Below are 16,593 nucleotides of genomic sequence, written 5' to 3'. Positions count from 1 at the left end.
TATGATGAAAATTGGCTCGTGGCAATTTGCCAACCGTGCTTTTGTGGCTCCCATGGCAGGCGTAACCGATCGCCCATATCGCCGCCTGTGTAAAGCCTTAGGTGTAGAGTATGCCGTTACTGAAATGGCAGCTAGCAACCCTAAACTATGGGATAGCGTCAAAACGTCACGGCGCTTAGACCACAAAGGGGAACCCGACCCCATTGCTGTACAAATTACCGGCTCAGATCCTGCCATGATGGCCGAAGCCGCTTTATTTAATATTGATCGCGGTGCCCATATCATTGACATCAATATGGGCTGCCCTGTCAAAAAAGTATGCAATGTCTTATCAGGTTCCGCCTTACTCAAAGACGAAGACTTAGTGGCTCGCATTGTCGAAGCCGTGGTCAATGCGTGTACCCCACACAACATTCCCGTTACGTTAAAAACACGTACAGGTTGGGACCGCACCCATAAAAATGCATTACAAGTCGCAAAGCGCGCCGAAGACGCCGGCATTAGCGCTTTTACTTTACATGGACGCACACGCTGTGACTTTTACCAAGGTGAGGCTGAATACGATACAATTCGGGAAGTTAAGGCCGCGCTAACCATTCCCGTTATTGCTAATGGCGACATAGACTCACCACAAAAAGCTAAGTTCGTTCTAGACTATACTGAGGCCGATGCCATTATGGTCGGGCGAGCCGCTCAGGGACGCCCCTGGATTTTTCGTGAGATACACCATTACCTCCAGCATGGCACATTATTAGCGCCCCCCACCTACGGTGAAATGAAGCAAGTCTTGCTTGATCATCTTGAAGACCACTATGATTTTTATGGTGAGTTTATTGGTGTGCGTTCAGCTCGCAAGCATATAGGTTGGTATTTATCTGACTCCCCTGATGCTGCAGAGTGGCTTGCCACCATCAACAAAATTGAATGTACTAAGCAGCAACTCGATGCCGTAGCACGCTGGTTTGATCAGCACAACCCTCATGATTTCTTTACGCAAACCTCTGTCTCAGTGGACCCTGACACCGTTTTGCGCTGACCGTTTTAATTGAATAAAAACATGTCCCACACCAACCCTTTAGAGCAATCGGTACGCGACAGCTTAGAACGCTATTTTGCAGACCTTGGCGAATCTCAACCACGTGATGTGCTCGCTATGGTTATTAATTACGTCGAACGCCCTGTTTTGCAAATAGCCTTAGAGAAAACAAATGGCAATCAGTCTAAAGCTGCCGAAATGCTAGGTATTACTCGCAGCACTTTGCGCAAGAAGCTGCTAGCCCACAATATCCAACCTTAACTTTCTAACGAAACATTTATCATGAAAATCCAAACCGCCCTCTTATCGGTTTCCGATAAAACAGGAATTGTTGAATTTGCACAGGCTTTGGCTCAGCGTGGCGTGCGTTTGCTCTCTACAGGTGGCACAGCCAAATTATTACAGGACGCAGGTCTTACTGTGACCGAGGTAGCCGAGCACACTGGCTCTCCAGAAATCCTTGATGGACGTGTCAAAACGCTGCACCCAAAAATCCATGGTGGTTTATTAGCTCGTCGTGATGATGCCCAGCATCTTGAGACCCTAGAGCAACATCAAATTGAGCGTATTGATATGCTCGTGGTTAATCTTTACCCCTTTCGTGAAACCATTGCTAAGCCCGACTGTACCTTTGCCGATGCAGTAGAAAATATTGATATTGGCGGCCCAGCTATGTTGCGTGCAGCAGCCAAAAATCATGGCACAACAGCAGGTGGTGTGACCGTTATTATTGACCCTAGTGACTATGAGCGCGTTTTGACTGAAATCGATGCTAATGGTCACACCTCCTACGGCTTGCGTTTAGAGTTAGCCACCAAGGTATACGCCCATACCGCCGCATACGATGGTGCTATTGCCGCTTATCTCAGCAGCCTCACTGTGGCAGAGCCCGCTCAAGACCAACAGCCCGAGCGCAACCCATGGCCGCGCGTTTTAACCTTACAAGTACAACAGCAACAGCTCATGCGCTACGGTGAAAACCCACACCAAAGTGCGGCGTTTTATCGCGACCATCAGGTGGGTGCTGGCTTGCTTGCTAACTACGAGCAGCTTCAGGGCAAAGAGCTTTCCTACAACAACATTGCCGATGCCGACGCAGCCTGGGAATGTGTGCGTAGCTTTGACAGCGGTGCTTGTGTAATTGTAAAACACGCCAACCCATGCGGTGTGGCACTGGGTGCAACAGCAGCTGAAGCATACCAAAATGCGTTTAAAACGGACCCCACCTCTGCCTTTGGTGGCATTATTGCTTTTAATCAAACGGTAGACGCTACAACGGCTCAGGCTGTTTCTGAGCAATTTGTTGAGGTTCTACTTGCTCCTGACTACACCTCGGATGCACTGGCTGTGTTTGCTGCCAAAAAGAACGTACGTGTTCTTAAAGTCCAAGCAGGCGAGTCACATAATCCGTTTGACATTAAACGAGTCGGTGGCGGTGTATTAGTACAAACACCTGACACTTACCGAGATCAAATCGAAGGCTTTACGGTGGTAAGTAAAAAACAACCCACCGACCAACAGATGCAAGACCTCTTATTTGCATGGAATGTAGCCAAATACGTTAAATCCAATGCCATCGTGTTTTGTGGCAGCGGTATGACCTTAGGGGTTGGTGCTGGGCAAATGAGTCGCGTGGATTCTGCACGCATTGCCTCCATTAAAGCCACAAATGCAGGGCTTAGCTTACAAAACTCCGCTGTGGCTTCTGATGCGTTTTTTCCCTTCCGTGATGGCTTAGACGTGGTCGTTGATGCAGGCGCATCGTGTGTGATTCAACCCGGCGGCAGCATTCGTGATGACGAAGTGATTGCTGCAGCAGACGAGCGTGATGTGGTGATGGTTTTCACTGGAACACGTCACTTCCGTCACTAAAATGCGTATTTTAGGTGTAGACCCTGGACTACGTAAAACAGGCTTTGGCATTATTCAAGCCCAAGGGCAACACCTGGACTATGTAGCAAGTGGTACTATTGTGGTCCCCACAGACGTACCACTTGCACAGCGTTTACATGTGATTTTGACGCATTTACGAGAAATTATTGCGCATCATCAACCCACACATAGTGCCGTAGAACAAGTCTTTGTTAACACCAACCCGCACTCCACCTTACTGTTAGGGCAAGCGCGTGGTGCCGCCCTCTGTGCCTTGGCCGATTTAGGGCTAGAGGTAAACGAATACACGGCATTACAAATAAAAAAAACAGTGGTAGGACGCGGTCATGCTGCCAAAGAACAAGTACAGCAAATGGTTCAACATCTGCTGCGCTTAAACGGCACACCGGCTCCTGATGCCGCAGACGCCTTAGCGTGTGCAATCTGCCATGCGCATCACGCCCCATTACAACAACGTCTGGTAGATCAAAATAACCTCGCTACGACACAACTACGTACTCGCAGCGGTCGCTTTATAGGTAAATAACTATGATTGGTCGTATTACAGGTACGTTAATAGAAAAAAATCCTCCTACCATTTGCGTCGATGTAAATGGCATTGGATATGAAATAGACGTACCTATGAGCACCCTGTATGATTTGCCCGAGCTAGGCGCTACGGTCAGCTTGCATACCCACCTAAGCGTACGTGAAGACGCTCACGTCTTGTTTGGCTTTGGCAAAGCATCAGAACGCAGTGCTTTTAGAACCTTGATCAAAGTTAGTGGTATTGGCCCTAAAACAGCTTTAGGCATTTTGTCTGGGCTATCAGTAGATGACTTAGCGGCCGCAATCCAAGCCCAAGACATCGCCTTATTAACCCGAGCGCCTGGTATAGGCAAAAAAACAGCTGAGCGCATGATTTTAGAGCTGCGGGATAAATTCGATGTGGGCAGCATCACCACCACCGCCCCCACTACCGACCGCAGCGATATTTTAAATGCCTTGTTGGCTTTGGGTTACAACAACACCGAAGCCAACAAAGCCATTAAAAAAGTGCCTACTGATGTAAATGTCTCAGAAGGTATTCGCTTAGCTTTACAAATTTTGTCCGGACGTTAATAGCTGAGCATAATCGCTTAAATCAACATTACCCCCACTGATTATTACCCCTACCCGTTTGCCTTGAAGTTGATCACGCTGCTGCCATAAAGCAGCAGCACCCAAACACCCTGTGGGCTCCACCACGATCTTCATCCGTTCAGCAAAAAAACGCAGCATATGGATTAATTCAGCGTCACTCACGGTCAATACACCCGCTGCATAGCGTTGCAATATGGCAAAGGTCAAAGGAGCAAGTGCTTGCGTTAACGCACCATCTGCAATGGATTGGGGCGGCGCAATAGTGACGATTTCGCCTTGAGCTAGCGATTGTTGGGCATCGTTGCCCTGCTCGGGCTCTACCCCATACACCTTGCACTCAGGACTCAACGCATGAGCGCTTAATAATGTGCCTGAAAGTAGCCCCCCACCCCCGAGGGGCACATAGAGCACATCCAAACCACCCACCTCATCAAATAACTCTTTAGCGGCAGTACCTTGGCCTGCGATCACCGCCCGATCAGCAAAAGGGGGAATTAAGGTCATGCCATGTTGCTCTACCCATTGCTGTGCAATTTGCTCTCTGTCCTCAGTTAAACGATTGTATTCTATGATTTTTGCCCCATAACCCAACGTCGCGGCTTTTTTTATGGCCGGTGCACTACGCGGCATGACTATGACGGCAGGAACATCCAGTAGTTGAGCCGCTAAGGCCACAGCTTGAGCATGGTTGCCCGAGGAGAAAGCGACCACTCCACGCTGTCGCTGCTTAGGCGAAAGAGCCGCTAATGCGTTATAGCCACCTCTAAACTTAAATGCGCCAACACGCTGAAAGTTTTCACACTTAAAAAAGACTTGAGCACCAAGCTGTAAATCAAGCCAACTGGAACGAAGCACAGGGGTGGTATGAGCCACCAAATGCAAGCGCTGTGCGGCTTGTAACACCTCATCATAACTGGGCAATTTCATTCTTTAGATCCTTTTGCCTACAACAAGGCATCTGAGATGGTGTAATATAGGCTGTATATTTAATCAGCAGGTACTTATGGCAATTTACTCTGACTCGCTCAGCTCTACTCCTATGCCCGAACGAGTGGTGACCGCCGCTCCGTTAACGCCAAACGAAGAATCCATCGAGCGCGCCTTACGACCTAAAGCCTTACAGGACTATGTAGGGCAACAGCGTGTTCGCGAGCAACTAGATATCTTTATCACTGCCGCTAAACGACGCGGCGAAGCCTTGGATCACGTTTTGCTTTTCGGCCCACCCGGCCTAGGTAAAACCACACTGGCACATATTGTGGCACAGGAAATGGGTGTACAACTACGCCAAACCTCGGGCCCAGTGCTCGAGCGCCCTGGTGACCTTGCTGCTATTTTAACCAGTCTAGAGCCCAACGATGTATTGTTTATTGATGAAATCCATCGCTTGTCGCCTATAGTTGAAGAAATTCTGTACCCGGCGCTCGAAGATTTTCAAATTGATATTCTTATCGGCGAAGGTCCTGCTGCCCGCAGTGTGAAAATCGATTTACAGCCTTTTACCTTAGTAGGGGCTACTACGCGCGCAGGAATGCTCAGCAACCCCTTACGGGATCGCTTCGGTATTGTATCCAGACTCGAGTTTTACACCATTACGGATCTTCAATCCATTGTGCAACGCAGTGCTGGCTTATTAAACGTCGAATGCGCTGAACAGGGCGCTTTAGAAATTGCACGTCGGGCTCGCGGTACGCCGCGTATTGCGAACCGTCTGTTACGTCGTGTGCGCGACTATGCGGATGTCAAAAATGGGGGGCTTATTGACGAGAGCTGTGCGGCCCAAGCCCTCTCTATGCTTGAGGTAGACCCACTAGGGCTAGATCTTATGGACCGCAAACTGCTCGAAACCATTGTGCATAAATTCAACGGTGGGCCCGTGGGGGTAGATAGCTTAGCCGCCGCTATTAGTGAAGAGCGCGATACGATTGAAGACGTTATCGAGCCGTATCTTATTCAACATGGTTTCTTGCATCGTACCCCACGTGGACGTGTAGCTACCCCAGCTACATGGGGGCATTTGGGTTTAACGCCCCCTCGGCAAAGCCACGACTTATTTGACTAAACCAAGGCCTGTTCGTACTGATCCAAGCACGTTAACAACGCATTGCCGTACGCCTCTAACTTGCGGGCTCCTATGCCTGATATGCGGCTCAACTCATTCAATGTGGCAGGCCTTAATAAAGCCACCTCTTTTAAGGTTGCATTGTTAAAAATAATATAAGGCGGAACTTCGTGCTGTTTAGCTATTTGGGTGCGCCACTCGCGCAGGCGATCAAAGCAAGCCTGAGCCTCGGGGGGTAGCTGCTCATCAGCCATAGCCCGTTTTGGTGCTACGGTTTGGTGGAGTTCGGCTTTGCGTAACAGAACCGACTGCTCACCTTTTAATACAGCACGACTTTGCTCTGTCAAACTTAACGTACCAAAGTTTTCAGGCTGCACCCAAATTAATTTATGTGCGATTAACTGCCGCAGTACACCACGCCATTCTTTTATGCTTAGATCCGCCCCCACCCCAAAGACGGAAAGACTATGATGGTCATAGGATTTAACTCGCTCTGTGTGCTTGCCACGCAAAATATCAATAATATGTGCCGCACCAAAGCTCTGACCGCGTTCACGCCACAAACGATAAATTGCCGATAATAATTTCTGAGCTACCACCGTGCCATCCCATGTTTCGGGTGGGTTTAAACACGTATCACAATTACCGCAAGGGTCTACTTGTTGGTCGAAATAATCCAGTAAAAGCTGACGCCGACATGAAACGGTTTCACATAAACCTAACATCGCCTCAATTTTGCGAGCTTGGTTACGTTGATGAGTGGCATCGCCTAATGATTCGGCTACCATACGCTGCAACTGCACCACGTCTTGCAACCCATAGGCGAGCCAAGCCGTTGCAGGCTCACCATCGCGCCCAGCCCGCCCTGTTTCTTGATAATACCCTTCGATGGACTTGGGTAGATCTATATGAGCAACAAAGCGGACATCGGGCTTATTAACACCCATTCCAAACGCAATAGTAGCTACCATAACAACCCCATCCTCTCGCAAGAAGCGGTTTTGATTTGCCGCCCGCTGCTGGGTAGAAAGCCCCGCATGATAAGGCAAAGCATGTATGCCTTGGCTTTGCAAAAACTCGGCCGTTTCCTCAACTCGATTGCGCGACAAGCAGTACACAATACCGCAATCACCCAAATGATTTTTTTGAATAAACTGCAGCAGCTGCTTGCGCACCTCGATTTTTTCAACAATGTGATAACTGATATTGGGTCGATCAAAGCTTGCCACAAAGTGCGGAGCATCTGTTAGGCTTAGGCGCTGTGCAATTTCTTGACGGGTTTCTGCGGTAGCAGTAGCGGTTAAGGCTAAGCGCGGTACAGTGGGCCAGCGCTCGGCAAGAAACGATAAGCCCAGGTACTCTGGTCTGAAATCATGCCCCCACTGCGAAACACAATGCGCCTCATCAATAGCAAAAAGCGCCAATCTACCGCGTGCCAACATGTCTAGACACCGATCAGTTAAAAGACGTTCTGGGGCTACATAAAGCAAGTCTAAATCACCCTGCAAAAAACGTTTTTCTACTGTGCGTGCCTCTTGCCAGTCTTGGCTAGAGTTTAAGTAAGCGGCTTTAACACCTAGCTCGGTGAGCGCGTCTACTTGATCTTGCATGAGGGCAATTAACGGCGACACCACAATACCAGTACCCTCACGCACTAGAGCGGGAATTTGGTAACACAACGATTTCCCTCCCCCTGTTGGCATCAATACCAACGCATCACCGCCAGCTACGACTTGGTCAATAATGGCTTGTTGTTCGCCACGAAACGCATCGTAACCAAACACCTGTTGTAGGGCCTGCAAAGCGGGATCAGACATAAATTAAAAAAGAGGGAAAGAAAAGCGCAAACCCATATTATAGTCCCCAGTATGAGTTTGGCGTTGGGCATCGACATCAATGCGAACATTGGGACTATACCAAACCTGTTGCCCTAAACCGAACACATGGTTTTGTTGGCCTTTTGCAACCACACTATGATCGTATTTGGCTTTCAGTGTTCCCCAAGTGCCGGTATTCCAATAGATTGCTGCCTGATGTTTACGCTGTGCAGCGGTAGGACGTTGCCGCCGTTGGCTCAGAGCGCTGAACTCACCTATGTATTGCTCACTACGTAAAGCTAACTGGGTTTGCTCGGAAAGCTCTAGCTCAATCAGGGTTTGATAGCGCTGCCCTGTATTGAGCCCAGCCGCCTGGCTATGTGCCATATTTAACGCCCACTGCCCCCATGTGCCTAATCGGTAATGGGTACCCAACCCAATTTGCTCATAATCATGAGCACGCTGATAAATACCATCGATAGAAAAACCATCGCTGAGTGCGACATCAAACCAGGCGCGGGCAGCACCAGTACGATAATCAAACTGGTGCAAGGCTTGACTGTGATCAACTAAGCCTACCGTTGCACCATATCGCCACTGCAATGTATTGCCAAATAGCTCTGGCTGCCATTGGTCTGTTAATCCAATACCTCCGAGCTCGGCAGGCTGTATGCCCGACGACAGCTTAGGGGTTGAATTACCCACTAACCAGCGCGTTTGGGCTTGCGTTTGATAACGCCATGTTCTGTCTTGGTGTGACCACTGCTCGGTAGCAGAAATAGCCCGTACCATTTCACTTTTGAAAATACTTGGGGGACTAGCGATATCTTGAGCTCCATACAACGGAGTCATCCAGACTATAGCTACCCACCCCCAAACTATTTTATCGGCTCGCATATACCACCTTTTATTTAAGCCGTACTAACACCTCGCTGCTCGCATCAAAAGAACGCTTTAATGCTGAGTATTTTTCTAATAGGGCCGACTTATACACTACCCCTAACAAACGCGGATTTTCTAAGCTGCTAACTACAGGCAAACGCTCTCCGGCAAAACCGGAAAAATGCTCCTGTGCCTCGTCAAGGCTCATGGTTGGCGTTAATGTTTTAATGTAGTCCAGCTTTAACACATCAGCAATTAACTGCTCTGGCGCATCGTTATGGTTAACTAGCAAATTTAAGACCTCGGGCTGAGCGATCACGCCTAAATACTGATTCTCGTCATCCACTACATAAATATAGCGTACCGGGTAATCCAAAAACATTTGCAACACATCGCCTACGGTCGCATTCATATTCAATACCGTATCATTGGTGCGCACTAACTCGCTAATGCGAGTGGTTCTTAGGGCGTGGCGTAACGTTTGGTCGCGCTCTCGAGTCAGCGTAATGTCATACATGGCTACTGCCGCCAAAGTACGAGAAAGAAAATATGCGGTTACCGAAGCGACAATTAATGGAACCATTAAGGGATAACTTAGAGTCATCTCGACTAGCATTACAATAGCCATCAGTGGGGCACTAGTCGCAGCGCCTAAGAAAGCACCCATTCCCACTAAAGTATAAATAGGGGTGGCTACCGCATGACCTGGTAATACAGCGTGAATGGCAATGCCAAACAAGGTCCCAAAAGCAGCCCCCACAAATAATGAAGGGGTAAACAGCCCCCCGATGGCTCCGGACCCCACACTCAGCGTGGTAGCTAAAACTTTGGCGCACAACATGGCAAAAATAGCATGCCAAGTCCACGGGCTATGCAAAAAAGAGCTGACTACACTATACCCATTGCCTGCTACATCTGGGATCATTATAAGCAGTAAGCCTAGCATAAAGCCCCCTACCGTTAAACGGGCAACCAAAGGTAACCCGCTACGCACAAACAACTGTTTAGTAAAAGTCATTAGCTTCAAAAAACCCGGAGCCACCAGCCCGATTAACAAACCTAAAATGACAAAACTAATAATTTCCCAGCCCTGTACCGCGACAATATCCAACATCTCATACGGTGCCTGGTAGTGGCCTAGCATACGCATAGTCATATTGGCTGCCGCAGAGGCAATAAGCAACGGCCCAAGCACTTGAATGCTCATTGAGCCCAATACTATTTCAGCGACAAAAATAGCCCCTGCCAAGGGCGCACCATAGGCAGCAGCCACCCCCGCTGCTGCACCACAGGCCACGAGCAAGCGCAAGCGCTCTGGGCGTACATAAATAAAGCGACCAAACACAGAAGCGGCAAGAGAGGAAAAGTGAATCATGGCCCCTTCGCGCCCTATGGCTCCTCCGGAGGCCACCGTAAACAAAGACGATAAGATACGTAGCACACCTTGACGCACCGACATGCGGCCATCACCAATAACAACGGCCTCCATGTAATCCGCCGAAGCGGACACTTTTTTACGTCCAGCTAACCATAACAAAACCCCCGCACACAGCCCTCCTAATGTAGGAAAAAGCAGACGCATTTCCCAACTTAACGAACGCGTTACTTGAGTAATGCTGCCATAGTGCCCAGTCATTAAGCGCTGCACCAAATAAATGCCTTCGTAAAAAATCAAAATAGCACACGCACCCAACACCCCCATAACCACCGCCCAACACAACATTGCTGGCGTATCAGATAACCAGTGCCAGTGACGAATGCGTTGTCGAGTAAAACGTATGTATTTTTTATAGGGCATACACTACTGTTTAAAATTAGGTGGAGTGGGTGGGCGAGACAAACCAAAAATACGCCAATATACCCAAAGACTAAATAGTGCTAAAAAAGGCAAAGCACATAGGCTGAGTACCCATATGATATGCAAGGTGTCCGGATCTGCTGCCGCATCCCAAAGGGTGATTTGGTCCAACACAATAAAAGGAAAAAAGCTAAAACCCAAACCAACTAATACAGCAATAAAAATGGCTAAGGTAATAATAAAAGGTAACGCTGTGCTGCGCGCGCTGACATTAAGTAGACGTTGAAGACTCATCTCTATGACAACAAAACCCAACAAAATAGCTAACCATAAAATGAGCACGCCACTGCGCGGCGCGCCTTCACTCCATTTTAATAAAACCCCTGGGTTAGCTAAAGACAGTACCACTGATGCAGCTACGGCACCGGCTGCAAACCAACGTACCGCACGACGCCCCCACACCACCGCTCTGAAACGTAACTCGCCTGTTTCACGCATCAATAACCAAGAGGCCCCAAGCAATACATAAGCGGCCACCGCACAGAACCCCATAAAGGCTAAAAACCAGCCATAGCCCGCACTACTATCATAATTAATGATGACCTGCGCTAACAGCACACCATGTGCAAATGCTGTGCTGACAGAGCCTAATGCGAAACCAAGCTGCCACCACCCTTGTTGCTCAGTTGGGGCACGTAAGCGGAATTCAAAGCACACCGAGCGCGCTAAAGTCCCCAAAGCCAAAAGTAACAACGGGAAGCTTAACTGCCCCATGACCTCGGCCCACGCATAAGGAAAAGCCAACGCAAATATCCCTAACCCCAAAAAGAGCCAGAACTCATTCGCATCGCGCCATGGATTAAGCAGCGATAACATGCGTGGGCGTAGTGCTGCTGGCGCAACCAGAGATAAGCAACCTACACCAATATCAAACCCATCTAATACCGTGCCAGCTAATACGGTAGCAAATAAAATAAACAAAAAAGCGAGCGGTAACCAAAAAGCAGGGTCGCTAGGTGTCAAACTAAGAGAAGTGGCTAAATGTTGAATCATGCCCGCCCCCTACGTCGTGCAACAGAAATCACCCCATACCGAGCTACATAACGAACTAAACTAATAAAACCAATAATCAATAAAAAATACACTAGGCCATATGCCACCACACTGACCATACTTTCACTTAATGATCTGGTTGCCGCTATTTCAGCAAAAGTAATGGCTTGTCCCACCATATAAGGAAAAGCACCAAAATAATGATAGGCTAGCCCTGATAATAAAATTAAAGGTGTCACAAACCCTGCCGCCACAAAGGTATGCCGTCCACGAGGGCTTAGTGCGCTGGGATCATAATGCCGCTTTAAGCCTGTACGCCACGCTTTTAAAAGCACGAATGCCATGACGGCACTGGCAACTAAACCTAGGCGCACCGCCCAAAAAACAATACCAACAGGAGGTGTCATACCCACCATTTTATCTAGGCCTATAGGCTGCCCCTCGGCATCATAGGCTAACCACCAAGCCTGCTTGCTGTTCCAGCCCATTTCATAATAATTGGTTAAATCAGCAGTAGAAGGCCAAGCCACCCATAGCCAACGGGGCACAGAGCCCCCACCCCAATACCCCATTGCGGCTGCGGCTTTCATGGGCTGGTAGTCTGCTAACGAGATAGTTGACGCCACCATAACGCCAGCTAATGCCAACCAAGCCCCGCTACCCAAAAACACGGCTATTTTAAAAACTCGGCGCTCGCCCTCACCTAATGGTTTACGTAAGGACTGCATGGATAAGATAGCCATAACCAAACCTGCTACCATCAAAAAACTGGTACTGAAAAATTGTGCGCTATACCATCCAAAGCTAGGGTTAAAAATGACCTCGGTCCAACGCTGAACCTGATAGCTGCCCTCTAACCACAGCACTCCAGTAGGCGTATAAACCCAAGAAACCAGCACCATTAAACACAACACCACAAACGTATTGCCTACCGCCACACCACAGACCACCAAAGCATGGAGCCATTCGCTTAACTGCCGTTGACCATATAACATCAAGCCTAGAAAGCTGGCTTTAAAAACCAGCGCACCAAATAATGTCATTGCTAAAATAGGACCACTTACCGCGTATATTTTTGGCAATAAACGCGGCCATAAGCTGCCAAGTTGAATTAAGACTGGCATACTAGAGGCAAAGCTTAATATGAAAGCCAACGCAAAGATCCGCACCCAAAACCGGTATACGGGAAGCCACAGCAAATGCTGTTCGCCCAATGCGCGAACTCGTATGTAAACGAGTAGCCACGACAACCCTAAGCTCATGGCTAAACTAACGGCCATAAAGCTCACGCTGCTAAAAAACTGCAGCTGTGAAAACCAAAGTGCGGAGTAAGACATAGTGTGCGCTAAAGTAAGTTAATTTCTTTTTATTGCTATACCTATCAAGTCTAACCACATTACGTGGCAAAATAGACCATTATTCAATTATTTATTTGTTTTTGCGTATGAGTACTGCACCTTCCACCCCTCCAGTATCTAATTTCTTACGAAATATCATCGACCAAGATTTAAAAAATCAACGTCATGCTTCTAACTTGTGGGCTGGTCGTCCAGGCCCTGCCGCCATCCAATCGACCGGTCAAGTGGACACAGCACGAATTCGTACGCGATTTCCCCCCGAGCCCAATGGCTACTTGCACATCGGTCACGCTAAAAGTATTTGCCTTAACTTTGGCTTAGCCGAAGACTACCAAGGTGCCTGTCACCTTCGCTTTGATGATACGAATCCCGAAAAAGAAGAGCAAGAGTATGTGGATGCTATCATCGATATGGTGCACTGGTTAGGTTATGACTGGACATTCAACCAAGAGGAAAACCTATATTTCGCTAGTGATTACTTTGGTTTTATGTACGAGTTTGCCGAAGCCCTAGTCCAAGCAGGCCATGCCTATGTGGATGAACAAACCCCCGAACAAATTCGCTTAAACCGAGGCACCTTAACGGAAAAAGGAGCCGATTCCCCTTGGCGCAATCGCCCTGCCCAAGAATCATTGACCTTATTACGTGAAATGCGTGATGGCAAGCATCCCGACGGTAGCCTGTGTTTACGCGCAAAAATTGATATGGGTTCACCAAATATCAATATGCGTGACCCAGTGATGTACCGTATTCGTCATGCTGAACACCATCGTACTGGCAATCAATGGTGCATTTATCCTATGTACAGTTGGGCCCATCCGGTCGAAGACGCTCTGGAAATGATCACTCACAGTATTTGTACGCTTGAGTTCGAAGATCAACGCCCATTTTACAACTGGATTTTAGAGCATCTACGAGATTTAGGTTTTTTTACAGATCCGTTACCAAACCAATACGAATTTGCACGCCTCTATCTCAGCTACGTCGTAACTAGCAAACGTAAACTGCGTCAATTGGTCGAGGGTCAGTACGTAGAAGGCTGGGACGATCCACGTATGCCCACTTTGGTAGGCTTACGTAGACGTGGCTACACTCCTAGCGCAATTCGTCTTTTCTGTGAGCGTATTGGTGTATCTAAAGCCGACTCACGCATTGATTACAGTGTGCTTGAGCAATCATTACGCGACGATTTAGACCCTAAAGCGCCACGTCATGTAGCGGTGCTTGACCCCATTAAGCTCATCCTCACCAACTACCCCAAAGATCAAGACGAGCTTTGTTTTGCACCCGTACATCCGCACAACCCCGATGCAGGCCAACGTCAATTTCACCTAAGCCGTGAGCTATGGATTGAACGAGATGATTTCCGTGAAGTCCCTGAAAAACGTTATTTTCGTCTCTACCCAGGTAATACCGTGCGCTTAAAATATGGCTATATAGTCACCTGCACAGGCTTTGAAAAAGACGAAAATGGTCAAGTCACTACCGTCTATGCTGAATACCTACCCGATACCAAAAGCGGTACGCCCGGAGCCGATTCAGTAAAGGTGCGTGGTAATATCACTTGGGTTAGCGCGAAGCACGGCATTCAAGCCGAAGTTCGCCTTTATGACCGACTCTTTACCGATGCCCACCCTGATGTCGGAGACAAAGATTTTCTTGCTTTAGTGAACCCAAACTCCAAACAAGTGGTACAGGCCTGGCTAGAGCCTGGTCTACAGGCCGCACCAGGAGCTCACTGGCAGTTCGAACGCCTTGGTTATTTTGTAGCAGATCGCGAGCTTTCTACCACAGAAAAACCGGTTTTAAACCGCACAGCGACGCTAAAAGATAACTGGAGCTAAATGATCAATCTTAGGGGGCTCGGCCCCCTTTCTTTGAAACGGTTACTAAGTGAACGCACCTACTACTCGTAAAGGCCCACAGGCTTTAGATATAAAAAGCGCGACATTGCACACAGTTCGACTGGTTTTGCATAGCTCAGACACCGCCGAACTGCTCGAGGCCCTAGACTGGCGTATGCAAGAAGCCGGCGCTTTTTTTCAAGATGAACCGGTGGTCATTGACAGCAGCGCTGTTACCGAGCCAATTGATTGGCCTGCCTTGATCCAGGCCCTGCGTCAACACCAACTCCACCCTATTGGGGTGTGTGGTCATCCAGACCAAGAACTAGAGGCTGCCTCAGCCGGACTAACTGCCGTAGAGCTCGCAGCAACACGTGCTGCCACTATCGAACCCTCTGCCGACCCTACCCCGACGTTGTCTCTGCCCGCTGCCCCCATAATTTTACGTAAGACCTTACGCTCTGGGCAGCGCGTTTACGCTCCTGATGGCGATGTAATCGTTATTGGCATGGTAGGCCAAGGGGCCGAGGTGATTGCAACTGGCAATGTGTATGTATATGGCCCCTTGCGTGGCAAAGCCATTGCAGGTGCACAAGGCAACACCACTGCTTTTATCGCTGCTACCGAATATGACCCTGAATTAATCGCTATTGCAGGGGTATACAGTGTCATCGAAAACCCTGAATCTAACCCACACCATAAACAAAGCGTTATGATACAACTAGAGGGAGAATCCTTAAAATTTGAGCCATTAGGTTAAGAGATGTTAATTTTGCTTGCGCCGCGCTTCTCTTCGTGCGAGTCTAATAAACTATCGCCTAATGCTCAAAAGTAGAAGCTCTTCTTCTGCCCTTTATTTTATTTTTATCTCTATAAGCACATGTCCCTACACTCTACAGGATCTACACTATCATGGCTCGAATAATTGTGGTGACTTCAGGCAAAGGTGGGGTGGGTAAAACCACAACAAGTGCAAGTTTTGCTTCTGGCTTAGCCCTACGCGGCCATAAAACTGTAGTCATCGACTTTGACGTGGGCCTACGTAATCTTGACTTGATCATGGGCTGCGAACGACGTGTTGTATACGACTTCGTAAATGTCATTCAAGACGAAGCTAGCCTTAATCAAGCCCTAATCCGCGACAAAAAACTAGACAATTTATTTATTCTTCCTGCCTCCCAAACTCGTGATAAAGACGCACTAACCAAAGACGGTGTGCAAAAGGTCTTAAACGACTTAAAGGAAATGGAGTTCGAGTATATTGTTTGTGATTCTCCTGCAGGCATTGAAACAGGTGCATTAATGGCTGCCTATTTTGCTGACGATGCTATCGTAGTCACCAACCCCGAGGTATCCTCAGTACGTGACTCCGATCGTATTCTAGGCATTCTTTCTGCTAAATCACAACGCGCTGAAAATGCAGATACTCCAATTAATGAATATCTTCTTATCAGTCGTTACAGTGCTAAACGCGTAGCCGACGGCGAAATGCTTTCTCTTCAAGACATCGAAGACATTTTACGCATCAAGCTCATCGGTGTAGTCCCCGAGTCCGAAGACGTACTGCACGCCTCAAACCAAGGCACGCCCGTGATTCACCTTAACAACACCCCTGCCGCACAAGCCTACGAAGACGTGGTCGCTCGCTATTTAGGTGAAGAACGTCCACTGCGTTTTGTAGATTACGAAAAACCTGGCTTTTTAAAGCGCCTCTTCGGGGGTAAGTAA

Annotated in this window: 15 protein-coding genes; 9 read left to right on the top strand and 6 right to left on the bottom strand. The window is 48.3% G+C overall.

Annotated elements, in window-relative coordinates:
- Positions 1 to 4 precede the first annotated feature (4 nt).
- From dusB to ruvA, 5 genes are read left to right on the top strand one after another with little or no spacing between them, the layout of a single operon-like run.
- The gene (gene dusB, locus ACBP46_RS07360) at positions 5 to 1,036 is read left to right on the top strand and encodes a tRNA dihydrouridine synthase DusB (protein WP_371016559.1); all 1,032 of its coding nucleotides are present in this window, start codon (positions 5 to 7) and stop codon (positions 1,034 to 1,036) included.
- 21 nt (positions 1,037 to 1,057) lie between these two features.
- Entirely contained in the window at positions 1,058 to 1,297 is a 240-nt protein-coding gene (locus ACBP46_RS07355; RefSeq protein ID WP_371016098.1) for a helix-turn-helix domain-containing protein, read from the top strand.
- A 21-nt stretch (positions 1,298 to 1,318) separates the two neighbouring features.
- Entirely contained in the window at positions 1,319 to 2,908 is a 1,590-nt protein-coding gene (gene purH, locus ACBP46_RS07350) for a bifunctional phosphoribosylaminoimidazolecarboxamide formyltransferase/IMP cyclohydrolase (RefSeq protein ID WP_371016097.1), read from the top strand.
- A gap of 1 nt (position 2,909) precedes the next feature.
- On the top strand, positions 2,910 to 3,455 hold the full coding sequence (ruvC, locus tag ACBP46_RS07345; protein ID WP_371016096.1) for a crossover junction endodeoxyribonuclease RuvC: 546 nt from the start codon (positions 2,910 to 2,912) through the stop codon (positions 3,453 to 3,455).
- A gap of 2 nt (positions 3,456 to 3,457) precedes the next feature.
- Positions 3,458 to 4,030 (top strand): Holliday junction branch migration protein RuvA, encoded by a 573-nt coding sequence (ruvA, locus tag ACBP46_RS07340; RefSeq protein WP_371016095.1) that lies wholly within the window; start codon positions 3,458 to 3,460, stop codon positions 4,028 to 4,030.
- Here ruvA and ACBP46_RS07335 read toward each other — a convergent pair.
- Positions 4,007 to 4,978 (bottom strand): threo-3-hydroxy-L-aspartate ammonia-lyase, encoded by a 972-nt coding sequence (locus ACBP46_RS07335; RefSeq protein WP_371016094.1) that lies wholly within the window; start codon positions 4,976 to 4,978, stop codon positions 4,007 to 4,009. The genes ruvA and ACBP46_RS07335 overlap by 24 nt on opposite strands.
- Positions 4,979 to 5,054: 76 nt before the next feature.
- On the opposite strand from ACBP46_RS07335, the gene ruvB reads away from it, so the two are divergent.
- Positions 5,055 to 6,113: a Holliday junction branch migration DNA helicase RuvB gene (gene ruvB, locus ACBP46_RS07330; RefSeq protein ID WP_371016093.1), complete on the top strand. Its 1,059-nt coding sequence runs from the start codon at positions 5,055 to 5,057 to the stop codon at positions 6,111 to 6,113.
- On the opposite strand, the gene recQ is transcribed toward ruvB, so the two are convergent.
- From recQ to ACBP46_RS07305, 5 genes are read right to left on the bottom strand one after another with little or no spacing between them, the layout of a single operon-like run.
- The gene (gene recQ / locus ACBP46_RS07325; RefSeq protein ID WP_371016092.1) at positions 6,110 to 7,930 is read right to left on the bottom strand and encodes a DNA helicase RecQ; all 1,821 of its coding nucleotides are present in this window, start codon (positions 7,928 to 7,930) and stop codon (positions 6,110 to 6,112) included. The two genes, ruvB and recQ, sit on opposite strands and share 4 nt — an antisense overlap.
- A 3-nt stretch (positions 7,931 to 7,933) precedes the next feature.
- Complete coding sequence (locus ACBP46_RS07320) at positions 7,934 to 8,827, bottom strand: hypothetical protein (RefSeq protein ID WP_371016091.1); 894 nt, start codon at positions 8,825 to 8,827, stop codon at positions 7,934 to 7,936.
- Between the two features lie 10 nt (positions 8,828 to 8,837).
- Positions 8,838 to 10,610, bottom strand: coding sequence for a ClcB-like voltage-gated chloride channel protein (locus ACBP46_RS07315; RefSeq protein ID WP_371016090.1), 1,773 nt, complete (start codon positions 10,608 to 10,610; stop codon positions 8,838 to 8,840).
- Between the two features lie 3 nt (positions 10,611 to 10,613).
- Complete coding sequence (locus tag ACBP46_RS07310; RefSeq protein WP_371016089.1) at positions 10,614 to 11,663, bottom strand: cytochrome d ubiquinol oxidase subunit II; 1,050 nt, start codon at positions 11,661 to 11,663, stop codon at positions 10,614 to 10,616.
- Positions 11,660 to 13,000 carry a cytochrome ubiquinol oxidase subunit I gene (locus ACBP46_RS07305; RefSeq protein WP_371016088.1) on the bottom strand — a complete coding sequence of 447 codons (1,341 nt, stop codon included), beginning with the start codon at positions 12,998 to 13,000 and terminating at the stop codon, positions 11,660 to 11,662. Before ACBP46_RS07305 ends, ACBP46_RS07310 begins: the two co-directional genes overlap by 4 nt.
- A gap of 107 nt (positions 13,001 to 13,107) precedes the next feature.
- Between ACBP46_RS07305 and ACBP46_RS07300 the strand changes: the two genes are divergently transcribed.
- The 3 genes from ACBP46_RS07300 (at position 13,108) to minD (ending at position 16,593) form a co-directional block, all read left to right on the top strand.
- Positions 13,108 to 14,865, top strand: a complete 1,758-nt coding sequence (locus tag ACBP46_RS07300; RefSeq protein WP_371016087.1) for a glutamine--tRNA ligase/YqeY domain fusion protein — start codon at positions 13,108 to 13,110, stop codon at positions 14,863 to 14,865.
- Positions 14,866 to 14,914: 49 nt separating this feature from the next.
- Positions 14,915 to 15,625 (top strand): septum site-determining protein MinC, encoded by a 711-nt coding sequence (gene minC, locus ACBP46_RS07295; RefSeq protein ID WP_371016086.1) that lies wholly within the window; start codon positions 14,915 to 14,917, stop codon positions 15,623 to 15,625.
- A 152-nt stretch (positions 15,626 to 15,777) separates the two neighbouring features.
- A complete protein-coding gene (gene minD, locus ACBP46_RS07290; RefSeq protein WP_371016085.1) occupies positions 15,778 to 16,593 on the top strand; it encodes a septum site-determining protein MinD in 816 nt (271 codons plus the stop codon).

The organism is Paenalcaligenes hominis (genome assembly GCF_041359055.1).
Taxonomy (GTDB): Bacteria; Pseudomonadota; Gammaproteobacteria; order Burkholderiales; family Burkholderiaceae_B; genus Paenalcaligenes; species Paenalcaligenes hominis_A.
The sequence above is the reverse complement of the archived record's forward strand: the minus strand, read 5'-3'. Positions and strand labels throughout refer to the sequence as shown.

Bases quoted from the DNA above. Each gene is read 5' to 3' on its own strand.
- dusB (WP_371016559.1), top strand. From the start codon at position 5: ATGAAAATTGGCTCGTGGCAATTTGCCAACCGTGCTTTTGTGGCTCCC.
- ACBP46_RS07355 (WP_371016098.1), top strand. From the start codon at position 1,058: ATGTCCCACACCAACCCTTTAGAGCAATCGGTACGCGACAGCTTAGAA.
- purH (WP_371016097.1), top strand. From the start codon at position 1,319: ATGAAAATCCAAACCGCCCTCTTATCGGTTTCCGATAAAACAGGAATT.
- ruvC (WP_371016096.1), top strand. From the start codon at position 2,910: ATGCGTATTTTAGGTGTAGACCCTGGACTACGTAAAACAGGCTTTGGC.
- ruvA (WP_371016095.1), top strand. From the start codon at position 3,458: ATGATTGGTCGTATTACAGGTACGTTAATAGAAAAAAATCCTCCTACC.
- ACBP46_RS07335 (WP_371016094.1), bottom strand. From the start codon at position 4,978: ATGAAATTGCCCAGTTATGATGAGGTGTTACAAGCCGCACAGCGCTTG.
- ruvB (WP_371016093.1), top strand. From the start codon at position 5,055: ATGGCAATTTACTCTGACTCGCTCAGCTCTACTCCTATGCCCGAACGA.
- recQ (WP_371016092.1), bottom strand. From the start codon at position 7,930: ATGTCTGATCCCGCTTTGCAGGCCCTACAACAGGTGTTTGGTTACGAT.
- ACBP46_RS07320 (WP_371016091.1), bottom strand. From the start codon at position 8,827: ATGCGAGCCGATAAAATAGTTTGGGGGTGGGTAGCTATAGTCTGGATG.
- ACBP46_RS07315 (WP_371016090.1), bottom strand. From the start codon at position 10,610: ATGCCCTATAAAAAATACATACGTTTTACTCGACAACGCATTCGTCAC.
- ACBP46_RS07310 (WP_371016089.1), bottom strand. From the start codon at position 11,663: ATGATTCAACATTTAGCCACTTCTCTTAGTTTGACACCTAGCGACCCT.
- ACBP46_RS07305 (WP_371016088.1), bottom strand. From the start codon at position 13,000: ATGTCTTACTCCGCACTTTGGTTTTCACAGCTGCAGTTTTTTAGCAGC.
- ACBP46_RS07300 (WP_371016087.1), top strand. From the start codon at position 13,108: ATGAGTACTGCACCTTCCACCCCTCCAGTATCTAATTTCTTACGAAAT.
- minD (WP_371016085.1), top strand. From the start codon at position 15,778: ATGGCTCGAATAATTGTGGTGACTTCAGGCAAAGGTGGGGTGGGTAAA.